Source organism: Streptomyces sp. NPDC015345 (assembly GCF_043078805.1).
GTDB lineage: Bacteria > Actinomycetota > Actinomycetes > Streptomycetales > Streptomycetaceae > Streptomyces.
Genome location: NZ_JBIBTX010000010.1, coordinates 23,217 through 42,137, shown reverse-complemented (window position 1 = coordinate 42,137; position 18,921 = coordinate 23,217). Strand labels below are relative to the sequence as shown.

Genomic DNA, 18,921 nt, shown 5'->3' with positions numbered 1-18,921 from the left:
GGCCCGCACGTGCCGCGTGCGGGCTGCGGCTTCCCCCCCTCGTGGGGTAAGGCATAATTGCGAGCCGTTCGCAACAACGGTTGATCTTCAGTAGGGGTGTGGAGCATGAGGGCCCGATCGATACGGGGCACGGGCGGCCTGGCCGCGGCCATCGCGATAGCGGTCGCGGCCTCCGCCTGCTCGGCGCCGGGCGACGGCGGCGGGAGCGCGAAGGACTCGGCGGTCGTCGGCATCGCCTACGAGCCCGACACCCTCAGCCCCCTCCTCGGCTACGGCAAGGACGGCAACTCGAAGATCTTCGACGGGCTGCTCACGCACGACGCCGACATGAAGCTCAAGCCCGCCCTCGCGGCCGAGCTGCCCAAGGTCACCGACGACGGCAAGACCTACACGTACAAGCTCCGCAAGGGCGTCAAGTTCAGCGACGGCAAGCCCTTCTCCGCCAAGGACGTCGTCTTCACGTACGAGACGATCCTCGACAAGAAGACGAACAACGCGTCCAAGACCGAGCTCGACGCCGTCAAGAGCGTCGAGGCGAAGGGCGAGGACACTGTCGTCTTCCACCTCAAGTACCCCTACGCTCCGTTCGCCGAGCGGACCGTCCTGCCCATCGCGCCCGAGCACATCGCGGCCAAGCAGGACGTGAACACCGGCGCCTTCACCACCAAGCCGGTCGGCACGGGCCCGTACGAGCTGGTCAAGTGGTCCAAGGGCGAGAAGCTGACCTTCAAGGCCAACCCCGACTACTGGGGCGGCGCGCCGAAGATCAAGAACTTCACGATGGCGATCATCAAGGACGACGACGTGCGGGCCACCCGGCTCGACGCCGGTGAGCTCGACGGCGCGATCCTGCCGCCGAACCTCGCCAAGAAGTACAAGGGCGACAGCGGCAAGAAGACGTACGCCGCCAAGACCTTCGACTACCGCGTCGTGACGCTGCCCACCGGCAACAAGGTCGCCGGCGACACCGACATCCGCCGCGCCCTCGACGTCGGCGTCGACCGCAAGGCCATGGTCGACTCGATCCTGGACGGCGCGGGCAAGGAGGCCTACGGCCCGGTCCCGACCGACAGCCCCTGGTTCACCAAGGGCACCGAGCGCGAGTTCGACGCCGCCAAGGCGAAGAAGATCCTCGACGACGCCGGGTGGAAGCCCGGCAAGGACGGCATCCGCGAGAAGGACGGCGTCCGGGCGACATTCCCGCTCTGGTACCTCTCCGGCGACAAGCTCCGCCAGGACCACGCCCTCGCCTACGCCTCCGACGCCAAGAAGCTCGGCATCAAGGTCGAGGTGCAGTCCGGCACCTGGGAGGTCATCGAACCGCGCATGCCGAAGGACGCGGTCCTCGCGGGCGGCGGCTCCCCGGCCGACCCGGACTTCGACCAGTACACGCTCCTGAAGTCCTCCCTCGCCGGTGACGGCTTCAACAACATGGCCCACTACGACAACCCCAAGGTCGACAAGGCCCTGGAGGACGCCCGCAAGAGCGGCGACCACGCGAAGCGCCAGGCCGCCTACGACACCATCCAGCGCGAACTGGTGAAGAACCCCGGCTACACGTTCCTCACGCACATCGACCACCTCTACGTCGTCGACAAGAAGTTCGGCGACCTGAGCACGCAGGTCGAGCCGCACGACCACGGCCTGGCGTCCGGCCCCTGGTGGAACGTCGAGGACTGGCAGCCGAAGAAGTGACGTCGGCGATATCCGAGGCTCCGGGGGAGGCGACGCGGCGTCGCCTCCCCTGGGGGCCGATGGCGCGCCTCGCGGGACGGCGGCTGCTGTTCGCCGTGCCCGTCCTGCTCGTCGTCACCTTCGGCGTCTTCGCCATCGCCGCCGCCTCGCCGTTCGACCCCGTCAAGGCGTACGCGGGCACCGCCGGACTCACCGCCTCGCAGGAGAACCTCGACCAGCTGCGCGCCAACCTCGGCGTCGACCGGCCGCTGGCCACCCGCTGGTGGGACTGGCTGACCTCGGCCCTCACCGGCGACCTCGGCGACTCCAGCACGCTGCGCCAGCCCGTCGCCGACGTCATCGGCGAGCGCGTCGGCTGGTCCGTGCTGCTCGCCGCGACCGCCTTCGCCGTCGCCATCCTGCTCGGCACGGCCCTCGGCGTCCTCGCCGCGCGCCGCCCCGGCGGCTGGCTCGACCGCGCCGTGACCTCGCTCGCGTACACCCTCGAAGCGGCGCCGCCGTTCTGGCTCGGCCTGCTCGCCGTCTGGCTGTTCGCGCTGAAGCTCGGCGTGCTGCCCTCGGGCGGCCTGACCGACACGGCCAGCTCGACCGTCACGGCCGGCCAGGTCGCGAGCCACCTGGTGCTGCCCGCGGGAGTGCTCGCCGTCTCGCAACTGCCCTGGTTCGTGCTCTACGTACGCCAGGGTGTCGGCGACGCGCTCGGTGACGACCCCGTGCGCGGCGCACGCGCGCGTGGCCTCGCCGAACGGACCGTCCTCCTCGGCCACGCGCTGCGCTCCGGCATGCTGCCGGTCCTCACGCTCATCGGCTCGCGCGTGCCCGAACTGATCACCGGGGCGCTCCTCGTGGAGACCGTCTTCAGCTGGCCCGGCATCGCCGCGGCCACCGTCCAGGCGGCGACCTCCGTCGACTTCCCGCTGCTCGCCGCGCTGACCGCGCTCGCCACGGCCGCGGTCCTCCTGGGCAACCTCGTGGCCGACCTCCTGTACGGCCTCGCCGATCCGAGGGTGGGTTTCGATGGCTGACCTCGCATGGCGCGCCCATGGGGGCGTACGGCGCTCCACCCGCGCGTGGCGGGTGCGTTCCTCCGCGGTGATCGTCGCCGCGGTCGTCCTGGCCGTCCTCGTCGTCCCGCCCCTCGTCAACCTCGACGAGCAGGCCGTCGACCTGGCGGCCAAGCTTCAGCCGCCGTCGCTCGCGCACCCCTTCGGCACCGACGACGTCGGCAGGGATCTGCTGCTGCGCTGCGTGTACGGGCTGCGGGTCTCGCTCCTCGTGGGTGTGGTCGCGGCCGTCGTCGCCACCGTCATCGGCACGGCGGTCGGCGCCCTCGCCGCCGCATCCGGGGGCTGGGTGGACCGGATCGTGATGCGGCTCGTGGACGTCTTCTCGTCCGTGCCGCACCTGCTGCTCGGCATCTTCATCGTGGCGATGTTCCGGCCCGGCGTATGGCCCGTCGTCGTCTCCGTGGCACTCACGCACTGGCTCTCCACCGCCCGCATCGTGCGCGCCGAGGTGCTCTCCCTGCGCTCACGGCCCTACGTCGACGCGGCCATCTCCGGCGGCGCCTCACGGCTGCGCGTCGCGGTGCGCCACCTGCTGCCCGGCGTCCTGCCGCAGGCCGGGCTCGCCGCCGTCCTGATGGTGCCGCACGCCATCTGGCACGAGTCCGCGCTGTCCTTCCTCGGCCTCGGACTCCCCACCCACCAGGCCAGCCTCGGCACGCTCGTCCAGAGCGCCCGCGGTTCACTCCTCGCGGGCGACTGGTGGCCGACGCTCTTCCCCGGCCTGTTCATCATCGTGCCCACCCTGGCGATCGCGGGCCTCGCGGGCGCCTGGCGGGAACGGATCAATCCCCGGCGCCGATCGGAGCTGATGCTGTGACGGTCCCCGACGCGTCTCCCGTGCTGTCCGTACGGGGACTTTCCGTACGTTTCCGCATGCGCGGCGGCAGCCATGTCTCCGCCGTCACCGACGCCACCTTCGACCTCGCGGCGGGGGAGTGCCTCGCCCTGGTCGGCGAGAGCGGCTGCGGCAAGTCCGTGCTGGCCTCCGCGCTGCTCGGCCTGCTCCCCGAGAACGCGGAGACGGCCGGTTCGGCGCTGCTCGGCGACGGCACCGATCTGCTCACCGCCGACGAGCGCGCCCTCGCCCGCACCGTGCGCGGGCGGCGCGTCGGCCTCGTACCGCAGAGCCCCGCCGCGCACCTCACGCCGGTACGGACCGTGCGGTCCCAGCTGGAGGAGACCGTGCGGGAGCTGACCGGGGTGCGCAGGGCGGACGTGCGCGCCGCCGCCGAAGCGGCCGCCGGGCGCGCCGCGTTCCCCGCCGGGCACCTCGACCGCTACCCCCATGAGCTGTCCGGCGGCCTCGCCCAGCGCGCCGCCACCGCGCTCGCCCTCATCGGCGACGCGCCCCTGCTGCTCGCCGACGAACCGACGACCGGCCTCGACCGTGACCTCGTGGACCGCACCGTCGACGAACTGCGCCGGCACGTCGGGGACGACCGCGCGCTGCTCCTGATCACCCACGACCTGGCCGCCGCCGAACGCATCGCCGACCGTGTCGCCGTGATGTACGCGAGCCGCGTCGTCGAGATCGCCGACGCCCCCGACTTCTTCGGCGCGCGCGGGCCCCGCCATCCCTATGCCCGAGGGCTCCTGAACGCCCTGCCGGAGCGGGAGTTCGCGCCCGTCCCCGGGCTGCCGCCCGAGCTGTCCGCGCTGCCGGCGGGCTGCGCGTTCGCGGCGCGCTGCGAACGGGCCGACGAGGCGTGCGGTGCCGTGCCCGCGCTCAGTGGCGGGGCCGCCTGCCACCACCCCCACGCGGATGTGCTGGAGGCGCCCCGTGCTTGAACTGCGCGCGATCACCGCCGGATACGACCGGCGCGCCCCCGTCGTCCGCTCGGCGAACCTCACCATCGCCTCCGGTGAGTCGGTGGGGCTGCTGGGGCCCAGTGGCTGCGGCAAGTCGACGCTGGCGCGGGTCGCGGCGCTGCTGCACCGCCCCGACGCCGGGCAGGTCGTCATCGACGGCACCGTCGCGGGCGGCTGGCGCCACCGGGCCCCGCGCGAGCAGCGCACCGCCTTCGGCGTCGTCTTCCAGCAGCCGAGGCTCTCCGCCGATCCCCGGCTTGCGCTGCGGGATCTGATCGCCGAGCCGCTGCGGGCGGTGGGCCGTTCCGCCGAAGTCACCGCGCTCGTACCGGAGCTGGCGGCCCGCGTCGGCCTCGGCAAGGACCTCATGGGGCGCCGCCCGCACGAGGTCAGCGACGGGCAGCTGCAGCGGGCCTGCCTGGCACGTGCGTTGGTGCTGCGCCCGCGGTGGCTGATCTGTGACGAGATGACGGCGATGCTGGATGCTTCCACGACGGCGGCGTTGGTCCACGTCGTGGAGGAGTATCGGGCGGAGTCGGGGGCGGGGTTGTTGGCCGTGGGGCATGACCGGGTGCTGCTTGAGCGGTGGTGTGATCGCACGGTGGGGTGGGGTGAGGTGGCCGGGTAGGGGGGTGCGGTGGGGGTTGGTTGCGGGGTGCGGGTTGTGAGTGGCTGATCGCGCAGTTCCTCGCGCCCCTGACCGGGGGCGGGGGTTGCGTGGGTGGTGTGGTTCGCGGGGTGCGGGTCGGAGGTGGCTTGGCGCGCAGTTCCTCGCACCCCTGACGGGGCGTGGACGTCTGTTGTTTCGTCGCGTGGGGCAGGATTCGTACTCACTGCTCACTTCGGTCACACCGTCCCGGAGGAAGACATGGCCCTCACCAGCCGTCGCAGAGCCCTGGCCGCCCTCGGTGCCGCCCTTGCCGGCAGCATCGCGATACCCGCCCAGGCACGCGCGGACGAGCGCGGCCGGCATCCGCGTCCCCGCCCCCTCATCCGCGCCCACGCGCACAACGACTACGAACACCCCAGGCCCCTCCTCGACGCACTCGACCACCGCTTCGGCAGCGTCGAGGCCGACATCTACCTCGTCGACGGACAACTCCTCGTCGCCCACGACCCCGTGGACCTCGACCCCGCCCGCACCCTCGAATCCCTCTACCTCGACCCGCTGGCCGCCCGTGTCCGTGCCCACCACGGCTCCGTGTACCGGGGGCACCACCGCACCCCCTTCCAGCTCCTGATCGACATCAAGACCGAGGGCGCGTCCACGTACGCCGAGCTCCACCGCCATCTGCGGCCCTACCGCCACCTGTTCACCTCATACGTCCACGGGAAGGTGCGCCGCTCCGCGGTCACGGCGGTCGTCTCCGGGCACCGCGCGGCCCGTGCCCCGATGGAGGCGCAGCGGGTCCGGTACGCCTTCTACGACGGGCGTCTCGCCGACCTCGGGACCCCGGCGCCCGCCTCCCTGATCCCGCTCATCAGCGACAACTGGTCGCTCAACTTCGGCTGGCGGGGCGCGGGACCCATGCCCGCCGCCGAGCGCGACAAGCTGCGCGGCATCGTCTCCACCGCGCACGCGCGCGGGCAGCGTGTCCGTTTCTGGGCGACGCCCGATCTGCCCGGTCCGCAGCGCGACGCGGTGTGGGCGGAACTGCTCGCCGCCGGCGTCGATCACCTCAACACCGACGACCTCGCGGGGCTGGCGGCCTTCCTCGACGCCCACGGCCGCTGACAAGTAACACCCGTTCGGAGCACAGGTCAGAGGCCCGGACGCACCCTCCGTTACGCGACACTGACGGCCGAGAGCCGCGGTGTCGCGTGGCGGAGGAGGTTCCATGGCTGTCTCGATCTCTGTGGTGCTGTTGCTGCTCATCCTGGCGGTGGTCTTTCTGCGCAACGGCGCGCTGAAGATCTCCCACGCCATCGTCTGCGCCCTGCTCGGGTTCTACCTGGCGAGCACCAGCATGGCGCCGACCATCCACGACGGCCTGACGGCCACCGCCCACATCGTCAGCGGGCTCCAGCCGTGAGCGTTCCTTGCGGCGTCATGAACAACCGAGCCGTTTTCATGAGCAACTGACGCTGTTTCATGGACACTTCGAGCGGGTGGTCCTAGCTTCGGCGCATGCCACGCATGTCCCGGAGCATCCCGCGCACCGCCCTCGCCCTGGCCGTGACGGTGACCGCCGTCGCGGCCACCCTCGCCGCCCCCGGCCCCGCCCGCGCCGACGACATCCCCAAGGCGCCCGGACACCGGCTCGTCAAGAGTTACGAGGGGGCGCCCGCGGCCGCCCGGCCGCTGCCAGGCACCCCGCCGCCCCAGCACCCCCACCTCGCCGCCAACGGCCGCAGCGGCATGCACGCCGACGCCGCGGGCAGCGGAACGTACCCCTGGAGCGGCCCCCTGGGGAAGCGGCCCGAGGCCGACAGCGAGAAGATGGCGGCCCTCGGCGGCGAGTGCGCGACCGTCACCTTCGACCGCGACGGACGGATCGTCACCGTCTGCGGCACCTTCACCGGCTTCCTGGTCAAACTGCTCGACCCCAAGACGCTCGACACGCTCGCCGAGTACAAACTGCCGCAACGGCCCTCGACCGTCGAGGCCATCACCCGGCTCGACTTCTCCAAGATCTTCAAGGACACCTCCGGCGGCGCCTACTCCTACCTCGACGACAAGGACCGCCTCGTCCTCGCCGACTCCCGCCAGCACGTCATCCGGCTCGCCCACGAGCGGACGGCCGAGGGCGACTGGCGCTTCGTCGTCGACAAGGAGTGGGACCTGACGGCGCACGTTCCGCACGACTGCGTGACCTGGTCAAATCTCTACCCCAGTGGCGAATGTGACCCGGTCACCTCCGTGATGCCGGACTGGGACGGGCGCATCTGGTGGGTGACACGGCAGGGCCGTGTCGGCACCGTCGACCCGGCCACCGGCGCCATTCGCTCCATCCGGCTCGACGGCGAGGAGATCCAGAACTCCTTCTCCGTCGCCGAGGACGGTGTATCGATCGTCTCCGACCACGCCCTCTACAGCTTCCGGGCCGCCCCGGACGGCACGCCCGAGATCGTCTGGCGCGAGACGTACGACCGCGGCACCGGCACCAAGCCGGGCTCCGTGAACCAGGGCTCGGGCACCACCCCCGACCTCTTCGGCGCACGCGACGACTACGTGGCGATCACCGACAACGCCGACGACCGCATGAACGTCCTCGTCTACCGGCGCGGCGCCGACGTGCCCGGCGGGCGGCGGCTCGTCTGCGAGATCCCCGTCTTCGGCTCCGGCGCGTCGACCACCGACAACTCCCTGATCTCCTGGGGCGACAGCCTGATCGTCGAGAACAACTATGGCTACGAGAACATCACCTCGCTCACCCTCGGCCGCAGCGTCGTCGGCGGCGCCACCAGGATCGACGTACGCGAGGACGGCAGCGGCTGCGACACGGTGTGGGAGAGCGACGTGCGCGCCCCCTCCACGGTGCCCAAACTCTCCACGGCCAACGGCCTGCTGTACTTCTACACGAAGGAGCCCAGCAGCCTCGGTGTCGACGCCTGGTACCTGACCGCCGTCGACTTCCGCACCGGCGAGACCCGGTGGAAGCGACTCGCCGGCACGGGTGTCGCGTACGACAACAACTGGGCGCCCGTGACGCTCGGCCCCGACGGAACGGCGTACGTGGGTGTCTTCAACGGCCTGGTGGCGGTGCGGGACACACGGTGAACCGCCGGGCCGCTCCTGTCACGTCCGGGAGAACACGCCGATGCCGTTGGGCACCGGGCGCTCCACCCCACCGCTGGGGTTGTTGCGCACGGTCACGGCGTCGGCGCCCGGCGCCCGCGCGACCAGCGTGGACGTGGACGAGACCAGCGTGGAGGAGCCCCCGCCGTCCAGGCTGAAACCGTCCTCGGCACCCAGTCCGCGCAGCGTCCGTGCCACTTCGGCGATCGTCAGGCCCGTACGGAACTCGGGGGAGCCGTCCAGTGAGAGCAGCACCAGGCGCCGGCCGCCGTCGGCGATCCCGGCGGCCGTCCGCACCGCCGAGGTGGTGGAGTCCAGGCCAGGCAGCGGCGCGCCGTCCCGCAGCACGGGGTAGCCGCCGAGCGCGAAACGGAACGGAATGCGGGACTCGGCGGCCACCAGGCGGTGCCTGACCTGCACGCGGTCGCCCGTCGACAGCTTCCGCAGCTGCTGCGCGCCCGCCTCACGGCCGACCAGGACCGTGCTGTCACCGGCGATCGGGCCGCTGCCCGGCGTGTCGGCCGAGGCCACGACACGCCCGTGGCGGACCGTCACCTCGTGCGTGTCCGTACTGCACGGCGCGCCCCGGCTCGTGTCCGTGCCGCACGTCGCGCGCACCCGCGAGACGGCGCCCCAGTCGCTGGTGAACGCGCCGACGGAATCCACCGGCAGCGCGTACTGGTTCAGCCCGCCCAGCCGGAGCCGGGCGTCCCGGGTGCGCAGCACACCGTCGAGCGTGAGCCTGTCCAGGCGGGCCCTGCGGTCCACGCCCACCCCGAGGACGGCCTCGGTCGTGATGCCCGGCGGCATGGCGGGGCCGAAGCGCTGCCCGTTCGGCACGGCGGCCTTCAGCGCGCGGCCGCTCGCGATCGCCGGCCCGACGGGCGCGCCGGTCGCCTCGACGCCGGGGTGCTGCGTCTCGGTGATGTTGAAGAAGTCGCCGTTGATCCCGCCGACCGCGCCCGCCCCGTCCGCGAGGGCCGAGACGGGCGAGCGCGCGGCGACCTTGCCCGGGTACAGCAGGCCGACGGCGGTGCGCGGATCACGCAGGTCGACGTCGAGCACATGGGCGCGGGCGGTGCCGCGCGAGGCCGGGACGTCGAAGTACCGGTACTCCACCCCCGGCGCGATCCGCGTGGCCGCCGCCCGCCGGGTGTCGTCCTCGGCGCCGCCGGCCGGTGCCGCTCCCATGAGAGCCGCACCGGCCAGCGTGCCGAGCGTCGAGATGAGGGCGAGGGCCGTTCTGAACCGTCCGCCGTGCAGTGTCTGCCGTCTCTGCCGTGTCACAGATTCCCCCTGGGGTCGGCCGGGCGTCAACTGTCCCAGCGGTCAGCGGAGTTCACCAGAGGGCGGTGGTCAGGCCGTGACCAGCCGGGAACGGATCAGGAAACGGACGCCTTCCGGAGCCTCCAGCGAGAAGCCGCTGCCGCGCCCGGGCACCACGTCCACGATCAGCCGGGTGTGGCTCCATGCTTCGTACTGGCTCTTGGACATCCAGAAGGGTATGGGCTCCGGCACGCCTTCGACGGGGAGCGACGCGAGCAGTACGTCCGAATCGCCGGTACGGAACTCCCCGTCGGGGTAGCACATGGGCGCGCTGCCGTCGCAGCAGCCGCCCGACTGATGGAACATCAGCGGCCCGTGCTCGTCACGCAGTAGCCGCAGCAGGTCGGCCGCGGCGGGCGTCAGCTCCACGCGGGCGGTGTCGTCCTTGCTCTCATGGCGGTCCATGGGACGAGCCTGCCCCTCGGCACGTTGCAACGGGGTTGCACGCCGCGCGCATGGACCAAGCGGGGGATGTCGCGGATGATCGGGGGAGGCGACCGCCCGGAGGGGGCGACCGAGTGGCCCGGCCGGCGGTGAACTCCCGTACAACCCTTGTGCCTCATGCCGTGTCGAACAGGGCGCCGGACAAGGAACGGGCCCTTTCCGGACACCCCCGCGCCTGCCCGGCCACCTTCCTTACAGGAGCCGCTCGTGCGCAAGAACCGTTCGGCCGCCCTCGCCGCGGCATCGTTCCTTCTGCTGACCGGGGCCGGTATCGCCGCCGCCCCCTCCGCCTTCGCCGGCACCCCTGGGGGTACGCACGCCGACGACCGCAACAGCGACTTCAACGGCGACGGATACGAGGACGTGCTGGTCGGCGCTCCGGGCGCGACGGTCAGCGGTCAGAAGGGCGCAGGACTCGTCACGGTCCAGTACGGCTCGACCAGAGGCATCGGCACGACCGACGTCGACCGGTTCAGCCAGTCGACGTCCGGGGTCGCCGGCGCCGCCGAGGCGGGCGACGCCTTCGGCAAGGCCGTCGCCACGGGCGACCTGGACGCCGACGGTTACGACGACGCGGTCGTCGGTATCCCGGGTGAGGACCTCGGCGACCGGGCGGACGCCGGTGGCGTCGCGATCCTGTGGGGCTCGAAGGACGGGCTCAGCGGCTCGGCGAGCGACTGGCTCGAGGCGCAGGAGCCCACCCAGGGCGAGCGGTTCGGCGAGGGCCTCGCCGCGGCGCACCTCACCGGCGACACGCCGGGTGACGTGCTCGCCGTCCTGGACCGTGACGACCTGCACCTCTTCGTGTACGACGCCTCGCCGCAGCCCGGCGAGGCCCCGCTGCGCCGCCAGGACACCCAGCGGCTCGGCGCGGCAGCCCAGGAGCGCGACATCCTGCCGAAGTCCCTCACCACCGGCGACTACGACGACAACGGCTACGCCGACCTCGTCGTCTCCGGCGTGACCGCGGGGCCCGAGGAGCCGGGGCACGGCTGGTCCGTGCACTTCGCGGGGAGCGCGGACGCACTCACGTACAAGGGTGAGCTGCGCGGTGGACCGGCGGCGGCCTCCGGCGACATCAACAACGACGGCTACGACGACCTGGTGACCGGCGAGCCGGCCTCGCCGGACGACGGCGGCGAGACCATGACGGGCGGTCTGGTCGGCGTGCGCTACGGCACCGCGGACGGCCTCGGCGAGGAGGCCAAGTGGTGGACGCAGGACTCCACCGGCGTGCCCGGCACCGCCGAGCGCGGTGACGGCTGGGGCGCGGACCTGTCCGTCGCGGACACCAACGGCGACGGTTACGCGGACGTGGCGATCGGCGCGCCCGGCGAGGACATCGGCACCGTCGCCGACGCGGGCGCGGCCTGGGTGCTGCGCGGTTCGGAGAACGGCCTGACGGCGACCGGCGCCAAGTCGTGGGACCAGAACTCCGCGGACATCCCGGGCGTGGCCGAGAAGGGCGACAAGTGGGGCGCGCAGGTACGGCTCACGGACCCGAACAAGGACGGCCGCTTCGGTCTCCTCGCGGCCGCGCCGGGCGAAAACGCCGGCGACGGCGTGGTGTGGGTCCTGTCGGCCGGCTCGGGCGGCGTCGTCGCGTCGGGTTCCTGGACATACGGCGCGTCGTCACTGGGCGCACCGGGCACGGGTGCGGGGTTCGGCGCGGCGATCGACGAGTGAGCGGGGGGTGACGGGGGCGGCCGGGCCCGCCCCGGCCTGCTGAGGCTGCCGGGTCTGGCGGCCCCCGTCGGGTCTGACGGGGGCCGCTGGGCCGGGCAGTTCACGGCGGTGGGACCGGTGCGGGCGCCGCTGTCCGGCAGTTGCGGGGTGGCGGTCGCCGCGTGGTGGTACCGACCCGCTGTGCCAGGAGGGGGGGCCGGCACCTTCCCCCACCTGCACGCCGACACCCCGCTGGGCCCCCGGCCGCCGGGCGCGGCCGGGAGCGGCTGAGCTCCCGGTTCCCGGCCCCGGCTCAGCCGAAGCGTTCGACGCGGTTCTGGGCCGGGGGGTACGGATAGAAGGAGGTCGTGCCCACCGACCACAGGCCGCCGTCCGTGCCGGGGATCCGCGCGAGCGCCACCGGCAGGGCCACGGAAGGCGTCTCCGGGCCCCGCTCGCTCACCCACGCCGTGCCGTCCCAGCGCAGGTAGTGGGCCCGCTTCTGGTCCCAGAAGTCCCAGCCCGAGATCCGGTCGGGCCTGCCGTCCGCGTCCCCGACGATCGAGGTCAACATACCGACGCCGAACGGCGCCTTCACGTCGTTCCACTTCGTGCCGTCCCAGTGCTCGAGACGGACCCCCGGCGGCTTGCCCGCCGGCCCCCCGATCCCGTACGCCCACCCCGTCAGCCAGATGTCGTCGTGGGCGACCGGCAGCAGGCCGGAGACCGACGCGCGGATGCCGAGCAGGCGGGGGATCACCGTCCAGGCGCCGTCCCAGCGGGCGATGACGTCGCCGAAGACCCACACCTCCCCGCCGGGCGTGACATGCACGCCGGCCGGCGTGGGCGCGGCCTCGTCCGGCAGTGGCCGGCACCAGCGCCACGCCTTGCCGTCGCCCTTCAGCAGCCCCGCCCGGCCGCCGTGCCGCCCCGACGCCCAGAAGCGGCCGTCCGGCCCGGCGGCCACATCCGTCACCTGCGTCCCCGCCTCGCCGCGCCCCGGGAACGAGGTCTCCCGCCAGGTCGTGCCGTCCCAGGTGAGGAGCTGGTCGTGCCCCGCGGTGTCGGTGCCGACTGCCCAGGCCGCCCCACCCGAGGGGCTGACGGCGACGGACCGCAGCGTGGCGTACGTCAGGTGGGACAGGTCGGTCGGCGTCCAGGCGGTGCCGTCCCAGCTCAGGGCGATGGCGGTGCCGTCACTGGTGTTGTCGAGGCCCTGGGTGCCGACGGCCCAGGCCAGGTCGGCTCCCGCGGCCGCCACGCCGTAAAGGCGCGAGGCCGGTTGCCCGCCGGGGGCGGGCACTTCCCGCCAGGTCGCGGCGGCCGACGCGGAACGGGGCGCCGCCGTGGCGGCCGTGCCGGTCAGGGCCGCGGGCACGGCCAGTCCCGCTCCGGTGGTGGCGATTCCACGGACAAAGACACGTCTTCGCATGAGAGGCCTTTCCTTGGCGCGCGGGTTCGGTGTGGGCAACACCCTGAACCGGGCCTCGCGCGGCGTCAATGCACGGGGATGCCAGTTGTGGGCGGCCAACTTCCGTGTCTGGCAGGGGGGTTGGCGGGGCGACTCGGGCTCCGTCCTGACGTGACGGGCGTGTGAACCAGGGGCAAATATCCGCGTTTTGCTCTACAAGGCGCCCAAGTCAATTGTTGACAGGGGTCGTTGGTCTAGTCCATTTTGATGGTACGCAAGTTCGACGTGGGGCGGATGTGACACCCGCTGCCCCGGCCGACCTGAAGCGGCCCGCCGGCCCGGCGCGGAGACCTCCCGGGGGATGAAGCCCTCCGCCGCCGTGCCCGCCCCGGAACAGACCAACCTTGGAGCACGCCATGCCAGCGTCCGACCGCTACCTCCATCGAGCCCCCAGTGCCGTCCCCTACTTCAGCTCCGACGGCGACACGTACCTGGCGCAGACCCAACTGCGGGACCTGAAGAAGACCCGGCCGCTCAAGGTCCTGTCCGAGGAGGACTTCGCCTTCTGGCAGACGTACGGCTACGTCGTCGTGAAGCAGGCGATCCCCGCCGAGGCGGCCAAGGACCTCCTCGACTTCGCCTGGGAGTTCCAGGGGCTCGACCGGGGCCGCCCCGAGACCTGGTACGAGGAGCGGGAGTTCCGCTCGGACCTCGACCGCGAGCTGCACGTCTACGGCTTCGTCGAGGCCTACCACCACCAGCTCATCTGGGACAGCCGGCAGACGCAGCGGGTCTACGACGCCTTCACCGACGTATGGGACTGTGAAGAGCTCTGGGTCACCCTGGACCGGCTCAACCTCAATCCCCCCAACGTCAAGAACCGCTCCCGCTCCCTGATCGCCCCCACCGAGCGCGGCTTCGACATCAACCTCCACTGGGACGTCGACACCACCCTCGGCGTGCTGCCCCAGCGCGTGCAGGGGATCATCGCCCTGGACGACACCCACGACGAGCACGGCGGCTTCCAGTGCTGCCCCGAGCTGTTCCGCCGCTTCGACCGGTGGAAGGCCCTCCAGCCGGACGGCCGCGACCCGATCCGCCCCGCGATCGACCGGGACGAGATGCCCGTCGTACGGCCCGAGCTGGAGGCGGGCGACCTGCTGATCTGGAACGGCCTGCTCGCCCACGGCGTGGCCCCCAACACCTCCGCCGACGGCGTCCGCGCCGTCCAGTACCTCTCGATGATGCCCGCCCTGGAGTCCCACGAGGAGCTGCGCCGCTCCCGGGTCGACTCCTGGCGCACCCTCGCCACGCCGGACTGGAACGCCACGCTCCTCGGGGACCGCGACAAGCACGAGTCCCTGCGCTACGGCACCGCGACGCTGAGCGAACTGGGCGAGAAGCTGCTGGGCCTCACCTCCTGGACCGGTCAGGACTTCGACCAGCCGATCGGGGAAGCCGCATGCGCCGCATCTGCCTGACCCTCCCCACCAACCGGGCCTGCCCGGAGACGATCGCCGCGATCGGCGGCGAAGCGGCCTACGCCGCCGCGCACTTCGACGTCGAGGTCCACCTGCTGATCCTCGACTCCTCCGAGCCGGACACCTTCGCCGCGCACGCCGAGGCCGTCCGCGCGCTGGGCGCGGTGCCGCACGTCGTCACGCACCACCTCGGCGAGCCGCAGCAGCGTGACTTCCTGCGCCAGGTGATCGGCCGGGCCGAGGTCGCCAAGCCCGAACTGATGCTGGAGCTGATGCTCCCGGCCGGGCTCTCCTACGGCGCGTGCACCAACCGCGCCTTCCTCATCGCCGCCGCGCTCGGCTGCGAGTCCGTCCACCGCAGGGACTCCGACAGCCGGTACCAGACCGTCGACGGCACGCCCGTCTTCCCCGTCCACCACGAGCTGATGTCGCTCGGCAAGCGCGCGGCCGACGCGGCGCGCGGCCCCGTCGAGACGGCACTCGACGAGCGTCACGCCGACAAACGCGTGGCCATGGTGGGCAGTTCCTTCGTGGGGGAACTGTCCGTGGACATCGGTGAGATACGGGGGCTCGACCCCGAGGTCTACTACGACGTGGTCAGCCTCTGGGCGCCGGGCCACTGGTCCGACGAGCAGAAGCGGGAACTCGTCGACGACTCCTTCCGCGGCGCCGGTTCGGAGCCGTTCACCGGTGACCGCGCGACGCTGACCCTGGTCGACCCCATGCGCGTCGACATGTGCAACATCAGCTTCCACGGCGTGCACGAACGCGTGCCGCTGCCGCCCGCCACCGACACCATCGGCAGCGACTACTTCCTCATCCATCTGGTTTACGACGCCGCGCTGCCCGGCGTCCTGCACAACCGCAACATCGTCAACTTCTACACCGCGGAACGCCGGACCGACGCGGGCTTCATCGCGTACCAGACGCGCTTCGTCAAGTTCTTCCTGTCGATGCTCTACTTCAACCACGTCTACGAGCGGATGACCGCCGCCGGGGAGACGCTCCTGGACGGCCAGGGCCACGTCCGGGCCTCCGTCATCAGCGCGCTCGCCAGGGAGAGCGCCGCACTCGACCGCTCCGAGAACGTCCACCGCCTGGACCGCGTCGATGCCGCCTACCGCAGACTCGGCGGCAGATACGCGCAGTTCGCCGACATCCTCGCCACCCGCCGCGAGCGCCTCCTGGACGAGGCGCGGAGCGACATCGAGGACTTCGCTCTGCTGACCGAGGCGTGGGCACCCCTGATGCGGGCGAGCAGGGAAGCCGGACCGCTCCTGCCTGTGGTGGCGGGGCGGCCGACGTGAGCGCCACGATGACCCACCGGGCCGCGCGCACCGAAGAATCCGCGTCCCTCCTCGACGCCCTGGCGGCCGCCGCCGAGGACCAGATCGTCTTCGACCTCCCCGGCATCGAGGAGCGCTATGAGACGCTGCGCCGCGAACTGCCGGGCGTGGACGTGCGGTTCGCCATGAAGGCCTGCCCGGTCGACGAGGTCCTCGCCCGCCTGGCCGCGCGCGGCTCCGGTGCCGACGCGGCGAGCCCCCGCGAGGTGGAGCAGGCCCTGAGCGCCGGCTTTCCGGTCGCCAGGATGCACTACGGCAACACCGTCAAGTCCGACCAGAACATCGCGGACGCGCACCGCCTCGGCATCACGCTCTTCGCGACCGACAGCCTGGAGGACGTGACCGCGATCGCGGAACACGCCCCCGGCGCCCGGGTGTTCTGCCGCCTCGCGACCACCGGGGAGGGCGCCCTGTGGGGGCTGAGCAACAAGTACGGATGCCCGCCCGCCGACGCCGTCGCCGTGCTGGAAAGGGCCCGTGACCTCGGGTTGACCCCTGCGGGCCTGTCCGTTCACGTCGGCTCCCAGCAGATGACGGCCGACGCCTGGCGCGACGCCTTCGACCGCATCGCGGGCGTCCTCGAAGCCCTCCACCGGCGCGGCATCCCGCTCGACCACGTCAACCTGGGCGGCGGCCTGCCCGCGCTGGGCTACCGCGACAAGCACGGCAGAGCGCTCGACCCGCCGATGGACAAGATCTTCGCGGTGATCCGCGAAGGCATGGCGCGCCTGGGGGAGATCCCGGGCCACCGGCTCGGCTTCGTCGTCGAACCGGGGCGCTATCTCATCGCCGACCACGGCGCCATCCGCGCCCATGTCTCCCGGCTGTCCGCACGGCGCGGACCCGACGGCGAGCGCCAGTACTGGCTGTATCTGAGCTGCGGCAAGTTCAACGGCCTCTACGAGATGGATCAGTTGCAGTACCGCCTCGTCTTCCCCTCGCACCGCGACGCCGAGTCCGTCCCTGCCGTGGTGGCCGGCCCCACCTGCGACAGCGACGACGCCTTCTCGCACGAGCACGGCCTGATCCCGGTGCCCAAGGCGCTGGCCTCGGGCGATCCGGTGTGGGTCCTGTCCAGCGGCGCGTACGCGACCAGCTACATGACGCAGGGCTTCAACGGCTTCAGCCCGCTTCCGTACACCTGGATAGACGGCGGCGACGCGTGAACCACGAGATCACGGACCACGAGATCGTGAACCACGACGAGATACGGATACGCCACATCGCCGACCGGGACTGGGACGGCATCGTCGCCCTGGAGTTCCGCGCCTACAGCCGCCTCGGCCTGTCCGAGGGGCGCGCCGCGCTGAAGTCGAAGGCACACGCGTCACCGGCCACCTGCTACGCACTCGACCTGGGCGGGCGCCTCGCGGGCTATCTGCTGGCGCTGCCCTACCCGGAGTCCGCCTACCCGGACCTGCGCGCGACCACCGAGACGAGGCCCGCGCTCCCGTCCCGCAATCTGCATCTGCACGACATCGTCGTCGCACCGGACCTGAGGCACCGCGGTCTCGCCCGGCATCTGCTCAACCACCTGACGGCGGTTGCCCGTTCGCACGGCTACGAGCAGCTCTCGCTGGTGGCCGTCGGCGGCAGCGAGACGTTCTGGGCGGCCCGGGGCTTCACACCCGGTCACGTCTCCCCGGCCGGATACGGCCCGACGGCTGTGTACATGTCCAAGGCGGTGCCGGCCGCGCCGGCGCCGCGCACAGAAACAAAGAAGTGGGCTGATGCGGGTGCTGCGCGTGCGTGATCCTTTCCACCGGGCCCAGTTGGCGATCGCGGCCCTGTTCTGCTCGCTCGGGTTCCAGTACGCCACCTGGGCGTCGCGGATCCCCGCCCTCAAGGACGACCTCGGCCTGACGGCGGCGGAGGTCGGCGTCCTGCTGATGGCCGCCGGCGTCGGAGCGGCGGTGTCGTTCCCCCTGGTGGCGGCGTTGATGCGGCGCCTCGGCTCGCAGCGCCTCGCGTTGTTGTCGGCGCTCTGTCTCGCACTGGTGCTCCCGGCGCTGGCCGCCGCGCCGAACTACCCCCTCGCGCTGCTCGTCATGTGCGTCGACGGAGTGCTCGTGGGTTGCCTGAATGTCGCCATGAACGCCCAAGGCGCCGCCCTGGAGGCTCGGTTCGAGCGCAACGCCATGGCCCGGCTGCACGCCACCTTCAGCGGTGGCTCCCTGCTCGCCGCGCTGCTCGCCTCCGGCATGAACGCGCTCACCTCGGCGGTCGCCGTGCACTTCGCCGCGGCCGCCGCGGTCCTGCTCCTGCTGGTGGTGTGCGCGAGGACCGGGCTGCTGGCGGAGGGGCAGCTGCCGGAGCCGTCCGCGGCGAAGGAGAAGAAGCGCGCCGGGAAGTGGGCCGTCCCCTCCCGCATGACGCTGTGGATGTGCGTCGCGATGGCGTTCGGCACGGTCACCGAGGGCGCCATGAACGACTGGTCGGCGCTGTATCTGGAGGACGTCGCCGAGGCGTCCGCGGAGCTGGCGCCCCTCGGCATCGCCGTCGTCTCCGGAATGATGGTCGTCGCCCGCCTCTTCGCCGACGGCTGGCGCAGCCGCTGGGGCGACGGCCGCGTCGTCCTGACCGGAAGCGTGCTGGCGGGCGCGGGCCTGATCCTCGCCCTGCTCAGCGGCGGCCTGGTGCCGGCGCTGCTCGGCTTCGCCTGTGTCGGCCTCGGCATCGCGGCCGTCACCCCGTGCGTCTACGTGGCGGCGGCGGGGCAGGGTTCGGACTCGCTGACGCTCGTCGCCGCCATGGGGACCACGGGCCTGCTGGCGGGGCCGCCGCTGATCGGCTTCATCGCCAACGCGAGCAGCCTGGTGTGGGGCTTCGCCGCTGTCGCCGCGTCGGCGCTCGTCGTCTCCGCGTGCAGTACGCGGATCCGGTGGACGCCCGCCGCCGAGCAGTTGAGCCGCTCGTAGCCCGGCGTTCGTAGCCATCG

General features: G+C 72.3%; 17 protein-coding genes. 14 read left to right on the top strand and 3 right to left on the bottom strand.

Going from position 1 to position 18,921, the window contains the following annotated elements; translation table 11 throughout:
- Positions 1-105 precede the first annotated feature (105 nt).
- From ACF062_RS33110 to ACF062_RS33075, 8 genes are all read left to right on the top strand, one after another.
- Complete coding sequence (locus ACF062_RS33110) at positions 106-1,695, top strand: ABC transporter substrate-binding protein (RefSeq protein WP_392143286.1); 1,590 nt, start codon at positions 106-108, stop codon at positions 1,693-1,695.
- Between the two features lie 59 nt (positions 1,696-1,754).
- Complete coding sequence (locus tag ACF062_RS33105; protein ID WP_392143285.1) at positions 1,755-2,720, top strand: ABC transporter permease; 966 nt, start codon at positions 1,755-1,757, stop codon at positions 2,718-2,720.
- Positions 2,713-3,579 carry an ABC transporter permease gene (locus ACF062_RS33100; RefSeq protein WP_356576125.1) on the top strand — a complete coding sequence of 289 codons (867 nt, stop codon included), beginning with the start codon at positions 2,713-2,715 and terminating at the stop codon, positions 3,577-3,579. Before ACF062_RS33105 ends, ACF062_RS33100 begins: the two co-directional genes overlap by 8 nt.
- Before the next feature lie 56 nt (positions 3,580-3,635).
- Entirely contained in the window at positions 3,636-4,550 is a 915-nt protein-coding gene (locus ACF062_RS33095; RefSeq protein ID WP_392143506.1) for an ABC transporter ATP-binding protein, read from the top strand.
- Positions 4,543-5,199 carry an ABC transporter ATP-binding protein gene (locus tag ACF062_RS33090; protein WP_392143284.1) on the top strand — a complete coding sequence of 219 codons (657 nt, stop codon included), beginning with the start codon at positions 4,543-4,545 and terminating at the stop codon, positions 5,197-5,199. The genes ACF062_RS33095 and ACF062_RS33090 overlap by 8 nt, the downstream gene beginning before the upstream one ends.
- Before the next feature lie 240 nt (positions 5,200-5,439).
- Entirely contained in the window at positions 5,440-6,306 is an 867-nt protein-coding gene (locus ACF062_RS33085; protein WP_392143283.1) for a phosphatidylinositol-specific phospholipase C/glycerophosphodiester phosphodiesterase family protein, read from the top strand.
- Between the two features lie 103 nt (positions 6,307-6,409).
- A complete protein-coding gene (locus ACF062_RS33080) occupies positions 6,410-6,604 on the top strand; it encodes a hypothetical protein (RefSeq protein WP_392143282.1) in 195 nt (64 codons plus the stop codon).
- A gap of 95 nt (positions 6,605-6,699) precedes the next feature.
- Entirely contained in the window at positions 6,700-8,292 is a 1,593-nt protein-coding gene (locus ACF062_RS33075) for a hypothetical protein (protein ID WP_392143281.1), read from the top strand.
- 18 nt (positions 8,293-8,310) lie between these two features.
- Here ACF062_RS33075 and ACF062_RS33070 read toward each other — a convergent pair whose 3' ends face one another.
- Positions 8,311-9,501: a phosphodiester glycosidase family protein gene (locus tag ACF062_RS33070; RefSeq protein WP_392143505.1), complete on the bottom strand. Its 1,191-nt coding sequence runs from the start codon at positions 9,499-9,501 to the stop codon at positions 8,311-8,313.
- A 165-nt stretch (positions 9,502-9,666) separates the two neighbouring features.
- A complete protein-coding gene (locus ACF062_RS33065; RefSeq protein WP_392143280.1) occupies positions 9,667-10,041 on the bottom strand; it encodes a DUF779 domain-containing protein in 375 nt (124 codons plus the stop codon).
- Between the two features lie 246 nt (positions 10,042-10,287).
- On the opposite strand from ACF062_RS33065, the gene ACF062_RS33060 reads away from it, so the two are divergent.
- Positions 10,288-11,766 (top strand): integrin alpha, encoded by a 1,479-nt coding sequence (locus ACF062_RS33060; RefSeq protein ID WP_223773190.1) that lies wholly within the window; start codon positions 10,288-10,290, stop codon positions 11,764-11,766.
- A gap of 292 nt (positions 11,767-12,058) precedes the next feature.
- Here ACF062_RS33060 and ACF062_RS33055 read toward each other — a convergent pair whose 3' ends face one another.
- Positions 12,059-13,177, bottom strand: a complete 1,119-nt coding sequence (locus ACF062_RS33055; RefSeq protein WP_392143279.1) for a hypothetical protein — start codon at positions 13,175-13,177, stop codon at positions 12,059-12,061.
- 395 nt (positions 13,178-13,572) lie between these two features.
- On the opposite strand from ACF062_RS33055, the gene ACF062_RS33050 reads away from it, so the two are divergent.
- From ACF062_RS33050 to ACF062_RS33030, 5 genes are read left to right on the top strand one after another with little or no spacing between them, the layout of a single operon-like run.
- Positions 13,573-14,637 carry a phytanoyl-CoA dioxygenase family protein gene (locus ACF062_RS33050; protein WP_392143278.1) on the top strand — a complete coding sequence of 355 codons (1,065 nt, stop codon included), beginning with the start codon at positions 13,573-13,575 and terminating at the stop codon, positions 14,635-14,637.
- On the top strand, positions 14,619-15,944 hold the full coding sequence (locus ACF062_RS33045) for a DUF6271 family protein (RefSeq protein ID WP_392143277.1): 1,326 nt from the start codon (positions 14,619-14,621) through the stop codon (positions 15,942-15,944). The genes ACF062_RS33050 and ACF062_RS33045 overlap by 19 nt, the downstream gene beginning before the upstream one ends.
- 8 nt (positions 15,945-15,952) lie before the next feature.
- Positions 15,953-17,149: a type III PLP-dependent enzyme gene (locus ACF062_RS33040; RefSeq protein WP_392143504.1), complete on the top strand. Its 1,197-nt coding sequence runs from the start codon at positions 15,953-15,955 to the stop codon at positions 17,147-17,149.
- The gene (locus ACF062_RS33035) at positions 17,146-17,736 is read left to right on the top strand and encodes a GNAT family N-acetyltransferase (RefSeq protein ID WP_392143276.1); all 591 of its coding nucleotides are present in this window, start codon (positions 17,146-17,148) and stop codon (positions 17,734-17,736) included. Before ACF062_RS33040 ends, ACF062_RS33035 begins: the two co-directional genes overlap by 4 nt.
- Positions 17,714-18,901, top strand: a complete 1,188-nt coding sequence (locus ACF062_RS33030; protein ID WP_392143275.1) for an MFS transporter — start codon at positions 17,714-17,716, stop codon at positions 18,899-18,901. Before ACF062_RS33035 ends, ACF062_RS33030 begins: the two co-directional genes overlap by 23 nt.
- The last annotated feature ends 20 nt before the right edge of the window (positions 18,902-18,921 follow it).